We start from the raw sequence: 19,340 nt of genomic DNA, 5'->3' as shown, positions 1-19,340 counted from the left end.
AGCGAGCGTGAAATTACGCCTTCAGCTCTCCTTTAAGTAAGGAGTAAACATCCAGATCAATATCTTCGCCTTCAAATTCCTGCTGAGAAGGTAGTGTGCCTTCGCGTGAAAAGCCTAACTCAACTAGCATGTTGCTGTGGTTTTCACTACCCGTTCTCAAACGCATTTCCAGGCGATGTAAATGCAGGTCCTGTGATAGATAGCCTACGATAACAGGAAGCACTTCCTGCAATTCTTCAAGACCACACTCTGCCGACAGTTCCCACTGCAACTGAGCGTTCAGCATCATCCAGTTGATGTATTGAATACCGATACGTGCAATAACGTCTCCGTCAGACTTACGTTCGATCAACCAGAAGGCAGCTTCGCGCGTCTCGAATCGCATTGCGATTCTGCGTAATTCATCAAGCGCCTGAGCTTCAACAGTCATAGGCAAACGCGGAATATGAGCTACCGCAGAGTCTTGGCTCAGCAGCTTGAACAGTGCCGTTCCGTCCTCATCAGAAACCGGCAGGCGAATGAGAAAGTGTTCTGTTTCGAAGTTCCAACTCATCAGGACTCCCCTCTTTTATTTGCATTGAGGTTCTGGCCCAGTTCGTCATCGTCACCCAGTTTTCTCGGTACGGGCTTATCGTCACTGGACACCCAATGATATTGCTCTACATCTGAGAACTCGGTATTCCCAGTACGCCAGCCATCACGCAAGCGCGCAGCCAAAGTAAAACCACATTCTGAGAGCGCCACTTTAATATCGTCAGACTGACCTTCAATCCACTGATAAGCAAAATTACGGACGTGGTATTTTTTGCTCAGAAATCCGATCGCTGCTTTCAATGCCCCCGCTCGCTCTTCTACCGTTAAGGAGGGTAAGCCATCAACGCGCATCACAATTCGTAAGTTTGACGGCTGCCAGTCAAATCCACTGACCATGCCTTTGATCTGCCCTTCTGTTTCGATAGCCCACATCATCCCACGCTGAGTAGCAGCCATCTGAACACTGTAATCAATCATACGATTCAGCTGCTCTTTGTCTTCAAGAGGGCGCTGGCCGGGAATTTCAGGATGTTTGTACAGTTCGAATAAACCGTCGATATCGTCGTAGTGCAGGGGTTTGATGCAACCGCCGGGGATCTCCAGCTCGGGAGTAAATTTCATGGGAACTACCTACTGATTAAAATCGGGATGATGACGAATCAGTACTCGTCATCGCCGTCATAGCCATGAGCAAGGTTTTCAAATCGGGTGTATTTACCAATAAATGCCAGACGGTCGATACCAATCGGACCGTTACGGTGTTTACCGGTAATAATTTCGGCAATGCCTTTATCAGGAGAGTCTTCGTTATAGACCTCATCACGATAAATAAACTGAATAATATCGGCGTCCTGCTCGATAGCACCGGATTCACGCAAGTCAGAGTTTACCGGACGCTTATTCGGACGTTGCTCCAGTGATCGGTTAAGCTGCGACAGGGCAATCATTGGGCAGTTAAATTCTTTGGCGATGATCTTCAGAGTTCGCGAGATTTCAGAAATCTCCTGCGTTCGCCCCTCGGAAGGGCCTGACACCCGCATCAACTGAAGGTAGTCGACCATGATCATGGCCAGATCATTATTGTTCTCACGGTACACTTTACGAGCACGGGCACGCATTTCCTGTGGCGTGAGGGCAGCGGTGTCATCAATGTACAACGGCAGGTCTTTCAGCATATTTACCGCAGCTGACAGCTTCGGCCAATCTTCATCAATTAACTTACCGGAGCGGATACGGGTCTGGTCGATTTTCCCGATCGAAGACAGCATACGCATCACGATAGACTCTGAAGGCATCTCAAGACTGAACACCAGACACGGTCGCTTGGTCGCGAGAAGCGCATTCTCAACCAGATTCATGGCGTAGGTGGTTTTACCCATGGATGGACGTGCCGCCACAATCACCAGGTCGGCTTTCTGGAAGCCCGAAGTCCTGTTATCAATCTCAGTGAAACCCGTTGTCAGACCTGTCAGCCCTTCAGGCTGATTGAACATCTGATCAAGCTGCTCAAGCGTATTTTTGAGGATAGGAGCGACCAGTTCAGGGCCACCATCCTTGCGGTTGCCTTCTGCAATCTGGGCGATGGACTTTTCTGCATCAGACACCAGCGTGAGAGCGTCTGCACCGCCCGGCTCATAGGCCTTCTCAATGATGTCGCTAGCGGCTTCGATCAGGCTACGCTGCTGTGAGCGTTCTGCAACAATGGTTGCGTAGGCTGCACAGTTGTCGATTGAAGGGGTCATATCAACGAGTCGGCTCAGGTACGACGCCCCGCCTGCTTTCTCAAGCTGTCCGCGCTCTTCAAGCTCTTCTGCGACAGTCACAACGTCAATCGGCTGTTCCTGAGCGACCAGGTGCTGGATAGCTCGGAAGATGATCCTATGATCGTGACGGTAGTAGTCGGTATCCAGCAGTGTTTCTGAGACAGTCTCCCAGGCCCGTTCATCCAGCATCAGAGAGCCCAGCACTGATTGCTCTGCTTCAACTGAATGGGGTGGCATACGGCTGCTGCCGACGCTTTCTGTATCCTGTCCGAATTCTTCGTTCATATCTTCAATGCAAAAAATAAAGGCACTATCAGTGGGAACCAATAGTGCCTTAATCTGCCGCAATGAGCCATCATTGCGGCCACTGCGCGGTAATTACTTATTCAGCAACTACGTGCAGTTTCAGTACTGCTTCAACTTCTGGGTGCAGACGGATGGTGATGTCGTATTCACCAACCTGACGCACTGGGCCTTCTGGCAGCAGTACTTCAGATTTAGCCAGCTCAACACCAGCAGCAGAAGCCAGGTCTGCGACGTCACGGTTACCCAGTGAGCCGAAGAGCTTGCCTTCGTCGCCTGCTTTAACAGCTGCAGACAGTTCGATTTCGTTGATCTGCTCAGCGCGGGCCTGAGCGGCAGACAGCTTATCAGCAGCCTGAGCTTCCAGTTCTGCACGACGTGCTTCGAACTGTTCAACGTTTGCTTTAGTCGCAGGAACCGCTTTGCCCTGTGGGAACAGGAAGTTACGAGCGTAACCCGGACGAACAGTTACCTGATCACCCAGTGAACCCAGGTTTGCGATTTTTTCCAGCAGAATGATTTGCATGATGATTCCTCATTACAGGGTGACTTACTTATGAATTAATAAGCCACCGTGTCTTTTTGTCTCCCGACATTCATTCACGGATGCCGGGCTACGAAAATTAGTAATGATACAGTGTTAACCGTATCTCTTATTTGTCGTGCTGATCAGTGTATGGCAGCAGAGCAATGTAGCGAGCACGCTTAATTGCTGTAGAAAGCTGACGCTGATACTTAGCGCGGGTACCGGTGATACGGCTTGGTACGATTTTGCCAGTTTCGGTAACGTAGCCTTTCAGAGTGTCCAGATCTTTGTAATCAATCTCGGTCACACCTTCAGCGGTGAAACGGCAGAACTTACGACGACGGAAAAAACGAGCCATGATCTGATCTCCTATTACTCAGCGTTGTCTTCAGCTGAAGATTCTTCTTGTTCAGCCTTTTCTTCAGACTGTTCGGTTTTCGCTTCAGAAGCTTCGTTGCGCTCAGCGCGACGACGGTCTTCACGGCTTTCTGCCGCTTTGATTGGAGACATTTCAGTCACAGCTTCGTCACGACGGATAACCATGTTACGCAGAACAGCGTCGTTGTAACGGAAGTTAGTAGTCAGTTCATCCAGCGCTTCCTGAGTACATTCAACGTTCATCAGGATGTAGTGCGCTTTGTGCACGTCGTTGATTGGGTATGCCAGGTGACGACGGCCCCAGTCTTCGTAACGGTCGATCTTACCGCCAGTAGATTCGATGGTGTTGGTGTAACGCTCAACCATCGCAGGTACTTGTTCGCTCTGGTCCGGGTGAACCAGGAAAACGATTTCATAATGACGCATTTTCAGCTCCTTATGGGTTTATAGCCTTCCGGCCCATCCGGTAAGGCAAGGAGTCCGGATTTCCGTGCCATCATAGGGCACAGAAAAACGAAGGGCGGCGATTATATGTGATCAGGCCAGTGGATTCAATCCCGGACTGCGACACTCTGCCACATCCCCAGCGTTAACTACGGGCCCTACTATAGATAAGGGCTATGAGGGTGGCCTGACCCACGCAGCTACTGGGGCAACTGTCTGTCCGTTGGCGGTAGCTTCGTACGTCATCCCCCGGCTCTTTCTTCAAGCCCGGAACCCTCCTACACTGATAGCCTGACATCATTAACGGAACCGGGCCCATGCCCGACAGCCTTAAACATGGCATTGAAAGAGTGGATCATTGCAAAACAGGGTAAAGAGCGGCGATACCTGACCCGTTTCTCAATTGGCGCCACACTGTTTTTTGCCGGCGCAGGCGCCATGCTTTTCGCCGACAACCGAATATCGCCGTCTCTGACTCAGGAAGTCGTGACACTGATCGGTCTGACGACCGCAGCAAGCGGTGCCCTTATTTCTCTAAGCGCCTATATAATGCTCACCCTACTTCGACTGTTTTCGGATACCCGCAATGACTGAACGCTTCCCGGACCTTGAGATTTACCTGATGAAAGGCGACCCAGCCAAAGTTACCGAGTGGCTACGTTCAGTGCTGGGAGAGATCAACGCAATAAAGGACACTGGCACTCATCAACACTGGCGTTCAGGCGGTATGGATATCTATATGAACGCCAACGCTGAAAAGAACTTCTCCAGCCTCTGGTTCAAACAGAACGACACGCCGTGGAATACCGACCTGGAAGCAGCACGAGCTGCCTGGCATGCCTTAGAGACCGAAGTCCGCTGTAGCGACAGTGGCTGGGAAGAATCAGAAAGCGACTCTGGAAAAGAAGGCTGGGTGAAACTGAACGCCCGGGGCGAGAAGCCTTTCAACTGGTAATTTTGCTTTTTCTATAGAATGTGGCTTTTTTATCGAAGCAGCTTTCACTATCTAAAAGCCAATTCTGATAGATATTTGCAATAAGCCAAATATTGCAACTGATAATAATTCGCATTAACTTATTCTTATCCGATGGAGGAAGAGCTAATGCGATCCATGCAAACAGTCCCAGACGACCCAAAGCCCTGTGATACTACCCCTGGTTTGTCCCGGCACGATCAATTTACAGTGCTTGAACTGAGCATCACCAATTACCGTTCACTGAATAGCGAATTGTTGGATCATTATCTGGACACAGGTCTTGACCTTGCCATCAATGCTGGAAGCTCAGGTTTAACACGCCTGCAGGAAAGCTGGCTGCGCAGAATCTACACAACGCTACGTTCAATCAGCCTCGACCCAGAGTGCGAAGAAGCCTCCCGCACCCTCTGCTTCGATGCTCTGTATCAGGTGTTCTTCGCCCTACGCCATATGTACAAGGCTCGCCCAGGTGGTGAACGCAGTTTACGCAATCTTGTCCGCGAGATGCAGTTCATCAGCCACCACCTGGTGTAGCCACTATGCTCAAGCGAATTCCTTTACATCCGACCGTCGAAAATCCTGCAACCAAGGGCAGTGCCCCGATGTCTTGCGCAGCTTTGATATGTACAGCAGGTTGTCCTTCAGACGTTACCGAAAAACTCGCAGAGTCTCTGCCTGATGTCTGCTTTGACTGTTATTCTTCAGAAGTCACCAGTGCGCAGAATATCTGCCCATACAAAGACATTTATCTGCTGATTTCGGCGGAAGACATTATCGGTATTGAGGAAGACTGGCTGAATACCACGACGGCGTTCAAAGGCATCAGTCTGAAAGAACGAAATGTCTTTATTCAGGGTTATCGTAACGAATTATTAAGTCCCGACTGGGAAGCATTGTTGAATACCTTTGCCAGCCGGGGAGCTGTGCCTGTACTGCTGGATTCAGCACAGGCACAAGTTAATTTCTGATCTGCCTACGACTGGCGTATGACATATTCAGAAGTTAACGTCCAAAAAGCCAGGAAAAAATTGAGCGGAATAACTCAATTATCCTGCTAAAAAAATTCGTCACCGGGCGCTCATCCCGGATGTCGACCACCAGCTGAACACTCTCTGCCCCATCACTGACTTCAATAGTTGCAGTCGCAGGTAGCTGATTCAGCAAATCACGATCCGCCACACCAGAGAGAACCCCCATCGCACTCAGTGTCATGCCTTGCGGGAGGGTTAACGCCTCGTACGACAGAAGGTCACCGTCAGCATCGCTCACATAAGCACTGAGGTCCAACTCGATGTTTTCATTGCGACGGGTGATTTCAATCACAGGAATATCGGCTATCTGTTCTGGTGCAACATTGGGCGCTTCGATCATCAGACCAACGACAATCGGATCATGATCAGATGAACGGTAAGCATCTGGCGCGGCGTAGTTATCAACGGATGAATACGGCTGACCATTGGCTTCGGTCAGATAATCCACCAGCGAATCTTCCACCGAGTTGATGTGCCAGGCATCGACACTCACCACCTGAGCCAGCAGATCGCTCGTCGCCAGCGCATGATCCAGAGAACCTAACAGGCCAGAAAAGGTATAGCTGTATGGCTGTTCTTCGGTGGCGGCTTCCGTGTACTTAAGATTGGTAAAACCAGCACTGTAGAAAGCCTGCATCGGATCTTCCTGGCTGTAGGCATTCAGATCACCCAGAATCATGACCTGTTCATCGTCAGCAAGAAACTCGACCAGCGCCTGAGCTGCGCGAGTACGGTTGATGTTGCAGTTACCCTGACCATCGGCACCTTCGTTAGGCTCGTAACATGCCGAGCCTTTGGACTTCAGGTGGTTAACGGCAAAGGTAATTTCCTGGCCATCAACATTAAAGGTCTGAATAAGCGCAGGACGGTTTTTGGTATCGTCAAACAGTGGAGTGTTATTTTCATCCAGCGGTGAGTTGCTGGAATCAAGGACACGAGCCGCACCGGCAGGCGATACGCGATCAGCGCGATAAATCAGACCGACGGCAATAGCATCTGTACCTAACCCTGAAGCCGCAACCCCCGGATTAATAACCGAGTACTCATCGCCCGGAGCCTGAGCTGCGTTCAGTGCTGCTGTGAGCTCTACGATAGCGCTTTCAGGACCCCAGCCGTCGTTTTCCAGCTCCATCAGACCAATAACATCGGCATCCATGGCATCCAGAGCGGCAACGATTTTTGCCGTCTGCATATCGAGTGCGTCCTGAGTCGGTGCGCCACGAGGGGTCGGGAAGCCGCCACCCATGCCATCACCATTAAAGAAGTTGAGCACATTCATGCCGACAACAACCAGATTCGCCTGCTCGGACACCTGCGGCGCCAGTGTGCGTGGGTGTGTCGGATCAATGGTGACGGCCGAAGGAATAACCGTGTAATTATCGCGGAACGCGTTCATCACACCCTGGAATGCAGGGACGGAATAACCGATACGTACCGGGTTATCCGCAGAGAAGCCCGATGCATCCGGGAAAGGAATATATTCCGGATACGACGCCGACACACCGTCATCAACCAGCAGAGTATCAAGTACACGATTGGGCTCTGCGGCAAGCGCTTCTGACGAGCCGGGTAACGCTATCTCAGTGCCCTGAAAATGCAGGCGGGACGACACAGCAAACTGTCCGTAATTACCGAAGCCATAACCGGTACCAAACAGGTCACTGATCAACAGCGACTGGTCGCTTTCAACCAGCATACCTTCGACCGCTTCAAATTCGGCTAGATCAGCAACCGGTAGAGACATTTCAACCGCAGTCGGAAGCGCATTACCACTTGAGCAGACTGCGATGTCAGAGATATTGCTCAACTGAGTGACATTATTGTACTCACCGACGGTTGCCTGCAGACGTACACGATCACCAACAGAGACGTTTTCACTGTAGTTGTATACGAACACACCTTCGGATGTCATCGGGTCAGCGTCAGCTTCGCTATCCGCCTGCTGTAACCAGAAGCCGCTGTACTGATACGAATAATCGCCGTTCGCCAGAGTGCCGCCCTGAAGGTCTGTTGTAACAATGGCTTCGACAATCACCTGCTGACCATTTAGCGGACTGGCATCATTGGTGATATCTGTAATCAGGCCCTGTATCGCGCTGATCGGCGTCGCGGCGTCACCGCACGCACCCAGCGTTGGCTCAGGCTCGCTGCCGCCACAGCTGTTCGCCTCCCCCGGGGTTGGTAGGTCGGCGACAAATCCTTCGGTCTCCCGCGCACCACCAGAACAACGCTGCAGTGAGTGCTGATCTTTATTGCCGCTCATCGCCTCGTTTAATTGAGGCTGACCAGCTTTCAGAAGTACCAACAGCCCTGCATCATCGCCATCATTAGTATCGTAGACGACGGCATCCACCAGCTCCTCTGTTGTCACCGCTGAGCTACCCGGAAAATCAGTCGCTGGACGACTGTACAGAGCCACAGCATCCGCGCCATTCTGGATAAGGTTGCTGTCCGGAGATACATCCAGATCGCAGTTGCTGACGTTCGAAGCATCACCACAAACAACAAAATAGCCATCGGAATTTGTCTGAAAGCCATTCAGTGAAATCGACTCGTAGCTGCTGTCGTTACTGCCGTTAAACAGTACCAGAGACAAGCCATTCAGAGACTGAGCACCGATGCCGCCATCATACAGCTCAATAAATTCGGCCGTATCTGTGCTGGGGTTATCAGCATCGGTTTCATTAATAAGAATATCGGCATGAGCGGCGCTCGCAGAGAACATCGCCAGCCAGAGAAGAGAGTGTTTCATTACATCACCGTCCGGTAGAAAAACCAGCGGGTATTCAGTCAGAAACAGATGTCATTGCCGGGTCACTTTGTTTACGGTTTTGCGGCGTATTTATTACCGTTTATTAAACGTATTTTTTATAAGGTTTCCCGGCAATCAGTAATAGCTTAGGAATTTTTCCGATCGAGCCAGCGTTGAACAATTTTCCCAGTCGCTGAGCCCCAGCCTTTCAGCTTTTCAATGGGGATAATTTTGTATTCATCCAATTCGTTTTCATCAAGGGTGATACCCCCTTCGGCATAGACATAAAAACCAATGATAATCTGATTGTATTCATGACCATTAAACCCCTTACCATCGAACAATTCGAAGCCAATAAACTCCGCTCGTTCACCACGCAGACCCAACTCTTCTTCGGTTTCCCGTAACGCACAGATCTCCGGTGTTTCGCCACGTTCCAGAAAGCCGGTGATGATGCTGTATTTACCAGCTGGCCATAGTTTATTGTGCGCCAGCACTACGCCTCCGGGCGTTTCGACCACAACAGCCACCACGGGAGTCGGATTATCCCAGAAGACAAAGCCACACTGTACCGAACAGGCACGCCGCTCTTCACCATCGATAATCTGAACATTGATATCGGCTTTGCATTGCGGGCAATATTTCATCCTTCACTCCGGCATTTCATCAGGGACATTTCCAGCGCATCAGAATCCGGGGGCGTCTCGGTAATAATTTCAAGCCGACTTTCTTCCAGCGCACGCGTTGGCATCTCTGACAGTACACCATCCCGCCAGTTGAGAACATAATGCCCCTGCTCGGTACGGATTAACGCTTTGGCACGCACCACTTTGTTTTCACCTGACTCCAGCTGGTCAAACCAGTGACGCAGAGCATCCAGAGAAAAAACCCATGTTCCCGTTATAAGCCAGCCACAGGAAAAATGCCCTTCGCCGTGACTTTCGAGGCGACGCAGTTCTTCACCCGGCTCTAACGCAACAGGTTTAACCGCCTCTTTGCTGTGGTGATGATGGTGGCCACGATCTTTCAGCTGCAAGCGATCTGGGTTGGTTGGTAACGCCAGTAAGCTTGCATCAATCTGCCCCTGCACTGTGCGCACACTGGCTGCTTTGGCTGGATTAGCCGACGCTACCAGTGCATCGAATGCGGCAAGATCATCAGGCGAGCAGAGGTCGGTTTTATTGGCAACCAGAACATCAGCCAATGTGATCTGGTCATTAAACGTATCGTTGTCGGTGTAGCGCGGGTCTTTAAGGTGGCGAGGGTCTATTAAGCAAAGATTAGCACCCGCCGTGAGCAGCTCGCGATAGTCGTCGCTGCGCAGTGTTGTCAGTACTTTGCGGGGATGACCCAGACCGGTGGGTTCAATCAAAAGAACGTCGGGTTTCTCTTTGGCCAGCAACATATTCAGCCCCATCTGAAACGGTAGCCCGGACACACAGCAGAGGCAGCCGCCCGGAACTTCACGTACCACCGCGCCGTTAGCCTCGAGGATAGCGCCATCAACCCCGACCTCACCAAACTCATTAACCAGCACCGCCCACTTCTCGTTTTCAGGTGACTGTTGCAAAAGGTCCAGAATGGCAGTCGTTTTACCCACGCCTAAAAACCCAGTGATGAGATGTACTCGCGTCATACCGTTTGCTCTGGCTATAAAAGGATACAGTGTAACACTCTATCACTCTTACGCCCCCGATAAGCTCACTGGTCAGCCCGGTTTTGGGAGCGCATACTCACAGTTAATTACTTTTGCTGGTGAATGAATCATGCACGAGACCAACATTCTGACTCTGGCGCTGCGTTTAGCGAAAGAGGCCGGCGACCTCATTGCCAGTCAAAGAAAGTCGCTGTCGCTATCGTACAAAAATGGCAGTGAACTGGTGACTCAGGCCGACGTCGCGGCTGACGAGCTGATTACAGCGGCTATTCGGCGGAACTACCCTGACCATCAGATTCTGTCCGAGGAATTAAACCCTGATGAGCTGGCTAAAGCCGGCCAACAGGAACATCTTTGGATCGTCGACCCGATTGATGGCACGGTGAACTTTGCTCATGGTCATCCACAGGTCGCTGTCTCAATTGCTTACTACCACAATGGCGAGGCGCGAGTCGGCGTCGTGCACAACCCGTTTATCGATGAAACCTTTCATGCACAATCAGGAAAAGGCGCGAGACTCAACGATCTACCCATTCACTGTTCAGAGAAGACCGACCTGGCCCGGTCAATCATAGCGACTGGTTTCCCATACGAAATCGATAATTTGCCGCTATTGATGAAGCGACTGGAGCAGGTTCTGGCACACTGCGCCGATATACGACGCCTGGGTTCTGCAGCACTCGATATCTGCTGGGTCGCTTGCGGGCGTCTTGATGGCTACTACGAATCAGTAAAACCCTGGGATTTTGCAGCTGCACAACTGATCGCCCGGGAGGCTGGCGCCTCGTTTGGCCACATCCAGACATTAAGTGAAGAGACGAACCCCGAGCTGTGTGGCGACAACATTCTTATCGCTGCACCACCACTGTTCAGTCCATTACAGGCGCTCCTTCGCAAAGCTGAGCCATAGCAACCCAATTCTGCAGTTACAGATCAGAATTCGCCTGCAGGGCGGCATCGAGCCGCTTCTGCTCCAGCGACGAAAAATTCTCAATGCGGTAGGCTTCAGCCAGCGCCTCGATATTTTCGCGATCGGCGTTACGTTCCAGGAATGCTCTGTAGTCCGCAAGCCTGATCTGCCACTGTTGTCGCTCTGCATCCAGAATCGCCAACCGGTCGGCGGCTGCCTCGCCAAACTGTTCTTTTCGCGCTTGCCAGAGTGCCTCAGGGTCATCGATAGATTCCCGCAGGCTCTGAGACGTTTCAATGGCTCGGGCTTTCTCTCGTGCAACACGAAGGTGAAGCGGAAGTTCTTTTTCCAGCTGCTGCATAGCTTCTGTATCGCCGCTCTGTGCAAGGTGCATTCTTTCCAGAGAGTAGCGATCCAAAGCCTCATCATCACCAAAAAAAGCGGCAATAGTAGCTTCAGCGAAGTACACCCGCCGCAGATCTTCCAGCCATTCCATACGCGCTGTAAGGCCGGCCAGATCGGCACCATTTATTTTCCTTCCGCTAACTTCATCGTATCGGGAAATATCATCGAGATACGCAAGATACTTATTCAAAAGGTCCAGCGCCTGCTGATCTGCAGGCGCTGGCAAAGTGCGCATCTCTGCTTCCATAAATTCAGTAATTTCTTCAATACTGAATTCACCCACAGAGCTGAGATAAAAATCCATCCAACGTTTCAGATCGCGATTGATCAGCAGGGCACCATTCAATACCTGCAACCGCCCATCGGGTGATGCCCCTCTGAAGGTTGCGGATTGATGAATGCGAGCATGCATCGGCGTGGCCGCTATAGGCCCTCGATAGTCATCCGGCTGCGATGAAAATGGATCTGAAGGGCTGATCACAAGATCACCTTGCGGCAGCCAGTAAAAGCCAGCGACGGTCGCTGACAACAGCAGAACGACAACGACTATGCTGGTTTTCATATTACAGTCCGTCGTTCTTCAGACGGTTGGCGTGTGTACGAAATACCGTCAATGGGTCAGTTTCATTCAGGTCATGAATTCCGAGCATCTGGTTGACTTCATCCAGATGAGTCATCGCAAAGTCATTGCGAATGACCATACCCAGGTTGCTCGTGCACGGGTCCACAAAACCATCGTTAGCGACCCCGTCCGGGAAGAACTGAGAAAATGCTATGGTAATCGGTTCCAGCGGATCCAAAAGGTTGGTTGCTGGTTTCGCCCCTGCCCAGGAGTAATAACGCACACCGTTATACTCGTAATCACCTTCACCGCACTCGCTGTCAGGAATCCCACCCGGATGCGCCGCGTTGAAGATAACCGATGCCTCCGTTGTCATAGAGCGGACAGACTCAACCGGCGCTAGTGGCAGATCACTGCCTGAAGCAAAAGAGATAAATTCAGAAATACCAGAAATAAATACATCGAAGGCAGTACCGAACACTTCAGAGTTATCGGACCACTCAATTAATGTATCGGCAACCACAGTGCCTTTATTGACGCCTGAAATAGAAGAGACTGACGCGATAATATCGGGACGAACCGAGCCCGCATAACGCGTCGTAGGGCCACCATGACTATGGCCAATCAGATTTACTTTTTCTGCGCCCGTAATCGCCAGAATGTCTTCAACCTGATCAATTAACTGCTCTCCACGAACTTCCGGGTAGTTCGTATTTGAAACGGTTGCGACAAAGACTTCTGCACCATCCTGTTGCAGTGTTTCTGGAATTTTGTACCAGTAATCAACACCCACGAGTTGTTCAAATCCGAGAAATCCATGAACAAGCACGATAGGATATTTTGTTTCGGTATAACCGGTATCTAAGGTTTCTGACATCGCCAGTACCTGAGAAGACACAGTAACCGCTGCTACTGCGGTAAGCAGATATTTTTTCATTTTCTGTTCCTCACCCTTTTATTTTTATTTGGTGCTTTGGCCAGAGCGGTAATAAGTATACGAATGTCTATCTTTTGAAGAATGCTTTATGCGGACAAAGAAGGATTAATAGAGACAGGGTTACAAAAGGACTACGCGGATCCGTGCATTATCCGGACAGCCTCATACCTAAGAATGAAATTGGCCAGAAAAAACCGGAAAGACCACCTCAAAAAAGGTGTAAACGAAAAAGAGGGGAATAAAAATCAAAGCAGGCTATCCGCAGATAGCCTGCATGGCGCCATCAGGAAAAGAAGCGGTTATTGCTTTCATGCATCGCTTCAGCATCCGCCAGGATACGATCGACCAGCTCCTGCACCGTTGGGATGTCTTCAATCAACCCCTGGGTCTGACCAATAAACTGAACACCCTTATCAAGGTCCCCATCAATGGTCGCAGCCTGTAAACGAGGAACGCTTGCGCCAAAGTAGGCAAGCAGTTTGATTTTATCCAGCATAACTAACATGCCCAGCATGATCTTCCAGACCGGCTGTTTTACTATCTTTGCCGCTTTCGTCGCTTCGAGACCGGCCATGATGAGATTCATCGGGCGTTTGGTTTCTTTGATTGAGCGTGGCGTTTTCATAACGCGAGCCCAGAGACCATCAAAGTTCTTTGAGTAGATAGTTTCCTGCTCAGACTTTTTAACCACCGTTTCTTTCACGTGATTATGCAGAGGGCTATCAGCGCTGGTTGCAAAGCGCGAGCCCATTGCCACAGCCTCAGCACCAAGAGAAAGTGCAGCCATCAGGCCACGTGCATCGGCAAAGCCGCCGGTAGCGATGACTGGAATATCGACTTTACTGGCAATCGACGGTACCAACACCAGTGAAGTCACATCACCGCCGTGGGCTGCTGCCTCATGGCCAGTGACCAACAAGGCATCCGCACCGATGCTCTGGGCTGACAGAGCATGTTTCTCGGAGACAACAGTTGCGATGACTTTGCCACCATACTCATGAGCCTTTTTCACCAACCAGTCGCCTTTACCCAGTGAAAAGTTAATTACTGGCACCTTCTCTTCCAGAGCGATCATGGCGTTTTCTTTAGCGCCAGGCATCAGCAGAGTAACACCCACACCGAAAGGCTTATCCGTCAGCTCACGGATCTCACGAATAGAAGCTCGGGTTTCTTCTGGAGTCAGTGGGCCACTGGCCAGAATACCCAGACCGCCCGCATTCGATACGGCAGCAACTAGCTGAGGTGTAGAAATCCAGCTCATACCCGGAAGGATCAGGGGAGCTTCGATACCTAAGAGTTCAGTGATACGTGTTTTCATGCTGGTTTCCCGAGATTAGACGGGCAACACTGTATCGACTGGATGGCATTTGTCCATTGCCGAAATGACGCAATTCTTAAGGGAGGAATTTTTAGCGGCGACGCTCAGCGTCCTGAACGAAGTTACGGAACATCTCCTGACGCTGCTCCGTCGACATATCACGCAACTGCTCAAGGTGACGTTGCCGTTCATTGATATCAGAGCTACCAGCACCTGGTGGCATTTGTTGCAGCGCCTGATAGAAGTTATCCAGTGCCTGACGTTGTTCTGGTTGGCTGTTACTCCACTCAACCGACATATCCGGACGCGCGCCTGACTGCGGCGGATTGGCCAGGGCCAACACCGGAAGACACATCAAAACAAGAGTGGAAATTAAACGCACAAGACAACCTGCTTATTTTTCTAGACTTGTATTGTAACGGCAGCCCAACAATTTATTACAGCAGAGAGAAGTAAACCCAACGTAAAGAGGCCAATTCAACCCGCCGGGGGTAGATCAATTGTGACCATCAGGCCACCATCGCGATGATTACGCAGCGTAATCTGGCCTCTATGATGGGACACGACACGATGAGCGATCGCCAGGCCCAGACCAAAACCCCGATGCCCCTGCCCAAGGCGCTCGCGCGCAGATTCCGCACGAACAAACGGGCGCAGCAGATCGTTCAGCTTATCCTCAGGTACCCCCGGTCCATGGTCACGTATCACTACCCGGATCAGGCCGTTTTTCATCCGCGCCGAGAGATCAACGCTCGTACCTTCCTGAGTGTGCAACAGGGCGTTCCGGGTAATGTTTTCAAAGGCAGACTTCATTAGTTTGCGATCACCAAAGATCACGGGCAGCCCCTCTCCCAGGGTAAGGTTCACCTCACTGTCGGGATGTTCAAACCGGGCATCATCAACGACTTGCTGCAGTACATTATCGCAATGCACATCGGACCAATGACTGTGATCCTGCTGAGCATCCAGCTTCGCCATATTGAGCAGGTCTTCAATCATCTCGTTGAGTCGCTGAGTTTCGAGCTCTATTCGATCCAGATGTTCTTCCTGATCTGGCACAGCGTCCAGGCGGGCGAGCTCCAGAGCGACCGTACTCCGTGCCAGTGGTGAACGTAGCTCGTGGGACACATCACTGACGAGCTGCTTCTGATCATGAATCAAGCGTTCGATGTACCCGGCCATATGGTTAAACTCGCGGCTCAGCTCACCAAGTTCATCGCGTCGCCTTAATGAGCGGGGGTCCATCCGGGCGTGCCAGTCGCCACTCGCAAACGCTTGAACAGTTTTCTGCATAAAACGCACAGGGCGTGTCAGATACCCCGACAGAATGAGACTCCAGACCGCGAAAATAAGAAACGACGCGAGCAGTCCCCACCCAAGATATGCAGGAAGGTTAAACACCACCAAGGGATGCATAAACTCAACGACAAGGAGGTACACACGACCACCGGCACTTTCAATCGGCGCTTTCACCAGGATTTCAGAACGACTGAGGGGGCTGACCTGAGCCTCGTAGCTCTCCGCCGACAAGGCATAGCTGACCACCGTCGCTGGCGGATCCGGGAGCAGACTCAGCCCCTGATCATCGAAGACGTAGGCATTAACACTGGGGTGTCTTTCAAACCTTAATAGCCACTCGAGCAGCAAAGGCTCGCCGCCCTGCTGAAGAATCAATTCAGCGGCAGAAATATAGCCCCCGGTCGGGGCGATCAGGTTCACTGAGTCATTAGACCACTGACGATAATAAGCGGCCAGAGTGATGGTGACTGCGGTCGTTACCAAAGCAGTCACCATGAAGGCGAGATATATTTTGAGAAATACGCCGCGCATCAGGCTTCAGCTGATCCCTGCTCCATCTGATACATGTAACCCACACCACGAACGGTCTTGATACGTTGCTCTCCACCCGGCGAAGGCCCGAGTTTTTTGCGCAGATTACTGAGGTGCATGTCGAGGCTGCGATCAAACAAGGTCAGTGAACGTTGCATCGACTGCTCAGCGAGACGATTTTTGTCGACTACTTTGCCCGCTTCCCGGATAAGAACACCGAGAATGTTGAATTCTGTCACGGTAAGGTCAAGCTCCTCGCCATTGCGATGCACGATATGCTTATCGAAGTCGATTACCAGATCTTCGACTTCAAGCGTAGCCGAGGTCACATCGGCCGAACGCCCGCGACGCAGAATGGAACGAAGTCGGGCAGACAACTCCCGGGGGTTACAAGGTTTAGGAATGTAATCGTCCGCGCCTATCTCGAGCCCTTGTATGCGATCCATTTCATCGCCTTTCGCAGTCAGCATCAGAACAGGAACATCACTGCGGGTACGGATTTGCCCAAGAATGTCGATACCGCTACCGCCGGGGAGCATCACATCCAGCACAACGGCCTGGTAACGCGCGCTCAGGGCCTCTGCCAGGCCTTCTTCTGCGGTATGGACGGCGGTTACTTTAAACAGTTCACGTTCAAGGTAACGGGTCAGCAGTGCCGTCAGTTCAGTATCGTCATCCACCAATAAGATATTCATCAATTACTCCATCAGGCAGCCACTGAACCCGGCATGCCAATCCTGTCTTATTATTCAAACCTGTCGTTACAATAATACGCTGGTCAGCCGATGTCATTGCCCGCGTCGTCTTCCCGCCGATGGGAGTCGACAAACCGTATCGCATCTGCGACACCGTCCCGCACCCGTTGACGTGTCATAATCAGCTCATCCGGAGACATGTAAAACGCCATATCCACCTCATACCGGATGTATTTAGGTGGAAGCCTGTTGAGAGCTACGCAAGCAATATCAGCCATAACGCCGGTCGACACATCACGCCCCGCGGCATGCAGTTGAGTGACGATTTCTTCGGCCACCATCTGCTCGTAGTAGTTACGGATACTGTCAGAAAAACTCATGAAACCTCCCGTCCGGCGTGACTATCTGATTTCAGAATAGCAGCTCCCCGGTTAAGTGCTTTACTTTAGGTCAGGTAATCAATGAGATCTGAAAATATGCGAATCGTCAGCGACATCATGACCCGCAACGTCAAAACACTCGGCACCGGATCAACTCTGCGCGATGCCGAAGAGTTGATGCGTGAACACCATGTACGACATATTCCGGTCGTCAGTGATACAGGCGCCATAAAGGGCGTACTGAGTCAGAAAGAATTCCTGCGGGAAGCGTTCCGGATTACGGATAAGTTCGGTGCCCACCATTTGCAGGACTATCTTGCGAAAACTCCTGTTCTCGACTGTCTCGACAGAGAAGTCGAGACCCTGCCAGCGGATACGCCGCTGAAAACCACGGGTGAACGATTAAGGGCTGAAAAAGAAGGATGCCTGCTGATCGCCGATGACGCAGGCAACCTGCTCGGCATTGTTACCTCACAGGATTTCGTCAGACTGGCGCTGGATCTTCTGGACTGACCAGCCCAGAAGTACAGCCGTAATTTTATTGATCGCTGGGTTTCTTCCAGCCAGCGATATTGCGCTGTTTACCGCGGGCAACCGCCAGCTCGTCAGCACCAACATCCTTAGTAATGGTCGAGCCTGCCGCTACTGTCGCGCCGTCGCCCACCGTCACTGGCGCAACCAGTGACGAATTGGAACCTATAAAGGCACCGTCCCCGATCTCAGTCCTGAATTTATTCACACCGTCATAGTTGCAGGTAATGGTACCGGCACCGATGTTTGCTCCCTCACCAATGACCGCGTCACCTATGTAGGTAAGATGATTCACTTTAGAGCCTTTACCGATCAATGATTTCTTCACTTCGCAGAAGTTGCCCACACGAGCACCATCCGCCAGTTCAGCACCAGGACGCAGCCGGGCGTAAGGGCCAAGATTGCAGGCCTGAGCCACAACGGCTTCCTCTATATGGCAAAAACTTTCAACCTGAACACCTTTGCCTAGTTTACTGTTACGGATCACGTTGTAAGCACCGATCTGAACATCGTCGTCAAGGATGACATCACCTTCAAATACACAACCAACATCGATGCTGACATTTCGTCCCACAGTAAGTGTGCCGCGGACATCAATACGTGCAGGGTCCGCCAGAGCCACCCCCTGCACCATCAGACTATCAGCCTGCTGACTCTGGAACTCCCGCTCAAGAGCTGCAAGTTGGCGGCGGTCGTTCACGCCTTCAACTTCTGTTGCTGACGAAGGCTGTAATGCATTCACGGCCACACCATCAGCAACAGCCATAGCGATCACGTCCGTCAGGTAGTATTCACCCTGCGCATTATCCGACGACAACGCTGGTAGCCAGCGTTTCAGATAACGCGCAGGCATGGCCATGATGCCGGTATTGACCTCACAGATCTGTCGCTGTTCATCGCTGGCATCTTTCTGTTCAACAATTGCCTGCACTTCATTCTTATCGTTGCGAACGATACGGCCGTAGCCGGTCGGGTCGTCAAGGGTTACGGTCAACAGAGCCAGTGCATTCTCAGCAGCGGCAACCATACCTGCCAGGGTTTCAGTGCGGATGAGAGGAACATCTCCGTACAATACGAGAACCAGTGCATCATCAGAAATATCTGGCAAAGCCTGCGCGACAGCGTGCCCTGTGCCCTTCTGCTCCATCTGAACCGCCCAGGTCAATGGGCGGTCAGTGAACATCTCACGGACTAACTCAGCACCGTGACCAATGACAACATGCTGGGTGGCGCCATCGAGCTGCTCAGCAGCATCCAGCACATGACCCAACAGTGGTTTTCCAGCCAGACGATGCAGCACTTTAGGGAGATCAGACTTCATCCGCGAGCCTTTGCCCGCTGCCAGAGTAACAACTGCCAATGTCATATTGATTGTCCACATGTTTCAGAATCAGCCGCGTATTGTAGA

General features: G+C 51.4%; 23 protein-coding genes. 6 read left to right on the top strand and 17 right to left on the bottom strand.

Annotated elements, in window-relative coordinates; genetic code table 11:
* Window positions 1–13: 13 nt before the first annotated feature.
* The 6 genes from BW941_RS14925 to rpsF form a co-directional block, all read right to left on the bottom strand.
* Window positions 14–553, bottom strand: coding sequence for a GNAT family N-acetyltransferase (locus BW941_RS14925; RefSeq protein WP_076517385.1), 540 nt, complete (start codon window positions 551–553; stop codon window positions 14–16).
* Window positions 553–1,155, bottom strand: coding sequence for a hypothetical protein (locus tag BW941_RS14920; RefSeq protein WP_076517382.1), 603 nt, complete (start codon window positions 1,153–1,155; stop codon window positions 553–555). The genes BW941_RS14925 and BW941_RS14920 overlap by 1 nt, the downstream gene beginning before the upstream one ends.
* Before the next feature lie 38 nt (window positions 1,156–1,193).
* Entirely contained in the window at window positions 1,194–2,582 is a 1,389-nt protein-coding gene (dnaB, locus tag BW941_RS14915) for a replicative DNA helicase (RefSeq protein WP_068438189.1), read from the bottom strand.
* Window positions 2,583–2,679: 97 nt separating this feature from the next.
* The gene (rplI, locus tag BW941_RS14910) at window positions 2,680–3,126 is read right to left on the bottom strand and encodes a 50S ribosomal protein L9 (protein WP_068436695.1); all 447 of its coding nucleotides are present in this window, start codon (window positions 3,124–3,126) and stop codon (window positions 2,680–2,682) included.
* Window positions 3,127–3,253: 127 nt separating this feature from the next.
* A complete protein-coding gene (rpsR, locus tag BW941_RS14905; RefSeq protein ID WP_068438192.1) occupies window positions 3,254–3,484 on the bottom strand; it encodes a 30S ribosomal protein S18 in 231 nt (76 codons plus the stop codon).
* Between the two features lie 14 nt (window positions 3,485–3,498).
* Window positions 3,499–3,930 carry a 30S ribosomal protein S6 gene (gene rpsF / locus BW941_RS14900; protein WP_068435653.1) on the bottom strand — a complete coding sequence of 144 codons (432 nt, stop codon included), beginning with the start codon at window positions 3,928–3,930 and terminating at the stop codon, window positions 3,499–3,501.
* A 354-nt stretch (window positions 3,931–4,284) separates the two neighbouring features.
* Between rpsF and BW941_RS14895 the strand changes: the two genes are divergently transcribed.
* From BW941_RS14895 to BW941_RS14880, 4 genes are all read left to right on the top strand, one after another.
* Entirely contained in the window at window positions 4,285–4,542 is a 258-nt protein-coding gene (locus BW941_RS14895; RefSeq protein WP_076517380.1) for a hypothetical protein, read from the top strand.
* Complete coding sequence (locus BW941_RS14890; protein ID WP_076517378.1) at window positions 4,535–4,903, top strand: hypothetical protein; 369 nt, start codon at window positions 4,535–4,537, stop codon at window positions 4,901–4,903. The genes BW941_RS14895 and BW941_RS14890 overlap by 8 nt, the downstream gene beginning before the upstream one ends.
* Window positions 4,904–5,059: 156 nt before the next feature.
* Window positions 5,060–5,458 carry a hypothetical protein gene (locus tag BW941_RS14885; RefSeq protein ID WP_139325867.1) on the top strand — a complete coding sequence of 133 codons (399 nt, stop codon included), beginning with the start codon at window positions 5,060–5,062 and terminating at the stop codon, window positions 5,456–5,458.
* Between the two features lie 5 nt (window positions 5,459–5,463).
* On the top strand, window positions 5,464–5,892 hold the full coding sequence (locus BW941_RS14880) for a hypothetical protein (protein ID WP_076517374.1): 429 nt from the start codon (window positions 5,464–5,466) through the stop codon (window positions 5,890–5,892).
* 34 nt (window positions 5,893–5,926) lie between these two features.
* On the opposite strand, the gene BW941_RS14875 is transcribed toward BW941_RS14880, so the two are convergent.
* The 3 genes from BW941_RS14875 to BW941_RS14865 all read right to left on the bottom strand — a co-directional run bounded on the left by BW941_RS14875 (window position 5,927) and on the right by BW941_RS14865 (window position 10,343).
* Complete coding sequence (locus BW941_RS14875; RefSeq protein ID WP_076517372.1) at window positions 5,927–8,707, bottom strand: ExeM/NucH family extracellular endonuclease; 2,781 nt, start codon at window positions 8,705–8,707, stop codon at window positions 5,927–5,929.
* A 146-nt stretch (window positions 8,708–8,853) separates the two neighbouring features.
* The gene (locus BW941_RS14870; protein ID WP_076517369.1) at window positions 8,854–9,354 is read right to left on the bottom strand and encodes an NUDIX domain-containing protein; all 501 of its coding nucleotides are present in this window, start codon (window positions 9,352–9,354) and stop codon (window positions 8,854–8,856) included.
* Window positions 9,351–10,343: a CobW family GTP-binding protein gene (locus tag BW941_RS14865; RefSeq protein WP_076517366.1), complete on the bottom strand. Its 993-nt coding sequence runs from the start codon at window positions 10,341–10,343 to the stop codon at window positions 9,351–9,353. The genes BW941_RS14870 and BW941_RS14865 overlap by 4 nt, the downstream gene beginning before the upstream one ends.
* Window positions 10,344–10,473: 130 nt before the next feature.
* Between BW941_RS14865 and BW941_RS14860 the strand changes: the two genes are divergently transcribed.
* Window positions 10,474–11,274, top strand: a complete 801-nt coding sequence (locus tag BW941_RS14860; protein ID WP_076517364.1) for an inositol monophosphatase family protein — start codon at window positions 10,474–10,476, stop codon at window positions 11,272–11,274.
* Between the two features lie 16 nt (window positions 11,275–11,290).
* Here the strand turns inward: BW941_RS14860 and BW941_RS14855 are convergent, their stop codons facing one another.
* From BW941_RS14855 to BW941_RS14825, 7 genes are all read right to left on the bottom strand, one after another.
* Window positions 11,291–12,241, bottom strand: coding sequence for a lipase secretion chaperone (locus tag BW941_RS14855; protein ID WP_076517362.1), 951 nt, complete (start codon window positions 12,239–12,241; stop codon window positions 11,291–11,293).
* 1 nt (window position 12,242) lies between these two features.
* Complete coding sequence (locus tag BW941_RS14850) at window positions 12,243–13,178, bottom strand: esterase/lipase family protein (RefSeq protein WP_076517360.1); 936 nt, start codon at window positions 13,176–13,178, stop codon at window positions 12,243–12,245.
* A gap of 283 nt (window positions 13,179–13,461) precedes the next feature.
* On the bottom strand, window positions 13,462–14,496 hold the full coding sequence (locus tag BW941_RS14845) for an NAD(P)H-dependent flavin oxidoreductase (RefSeq protein ID WP_076517358.1): 1,035 nt from the start codon (window positions 14,494–14,496) through the stop codon (window positions 13,462–13,464).
* A 91-nt stretch (window positions 14,497–14,587) separates the two neighbouring features.
* Window positions 14,588–14,878, bottom strand: coding sequence for a hypothetical protein (locus BW941_RS14840; protein ID WP_139325866.1), 291 nt, complete (start codon window positions 14,876–14,878; stop codon window positions 14,588–14,590).
* Between the two features lie 95 nt (window positions 14,879–14,973).
* Window positions 14,974–16,326: a sensor histidine kinase gene (locus tag BW941_RS14835; RefSeq protein WP_076517354.1), complete on the bottom strand. Its 1,353-nt coding sequence runs from the start codon at window positions 16,324–16,326 to the stop codon at window positions 14,974–14,976.
* Window positions 16,326–17,021 carry a response regulator transcription factor gene (locus tag BW941_RS14830; RefSeq protein WP_076517352.1) on the bottom strand — a complete coding sequence of 232 codons (696 nt, stop codon included), beginning with the start codon at window positions 17,019–17,021 and terminating at the stop codon, window positions 16,326–16,328. The genes BW941_RS14835 and BW941_RS14830 overlap by 1 nt, the downstream gene beginning before the upstream one ends.
* Before the next feature lie 83 nt (window positions 17,022–17,104).
* Entirely contained in the window at window positions 17,105–17,401 is a 297-nt protein-coding gene (locus tag BW941_RS14825) for a late competence development ComFB family protein (RefSeq protein WP_068436629.1), read from the bottom strand.
* An 81-nt stretch (window positions 17,402–17,482) separates the two neighbouring features.
* Here BW941_RS14825 and BW941_RS14820 point away from each other — a divergent pair, with 81 nt between their 5' ends.
* Window positions 17,483–17,914, top strand: a complete 432-nt coding sequence (locus tag BW941_RS14820; RefSeq protein ID WP_076517350.1) for a CBS domain-containing protein — start codon at window positions 17,483–17,485, stop codon at window positions 17,912–17,914.
* Window positions 17,915–17,939: 25 nt separating this feature from the next.
* Here BW941_RS14820 and glmU read toward each other — a convergent pair whose 3' ends face one another.
* On the bottom strand, window positions 17,940–19,298 hold the full coding sequence (glmU, locus tag BW941_RS14815; protein ID WP_076517470.1) for a bifunctional UDP-N-acetylglucosamine diphosphorylase/glucosamine-1-phosphate N-acetyltransferase GlmU: 1,359 nt from the start codon (window positions 19,296–19,298) through the stop codon (window positions 17,940–17,942).
* Between the last annotated feature and the right edge of the window lie 42 nt (window positions 19,299–19,340).

The sequence above is a fragment of the Thalassolituus maritimus genome, assembly GCF_900156675.1.
Lineage (GTDB): Bacteria > Pseudomonadota > Gammaproteobacteria > Pseudomonadales > Oceanobacteraceae > Thalassolituus > Thalassolituus maritimus.
This window is presented reverse-complemented; position numbering and strand designations above follow the sequence as displayed.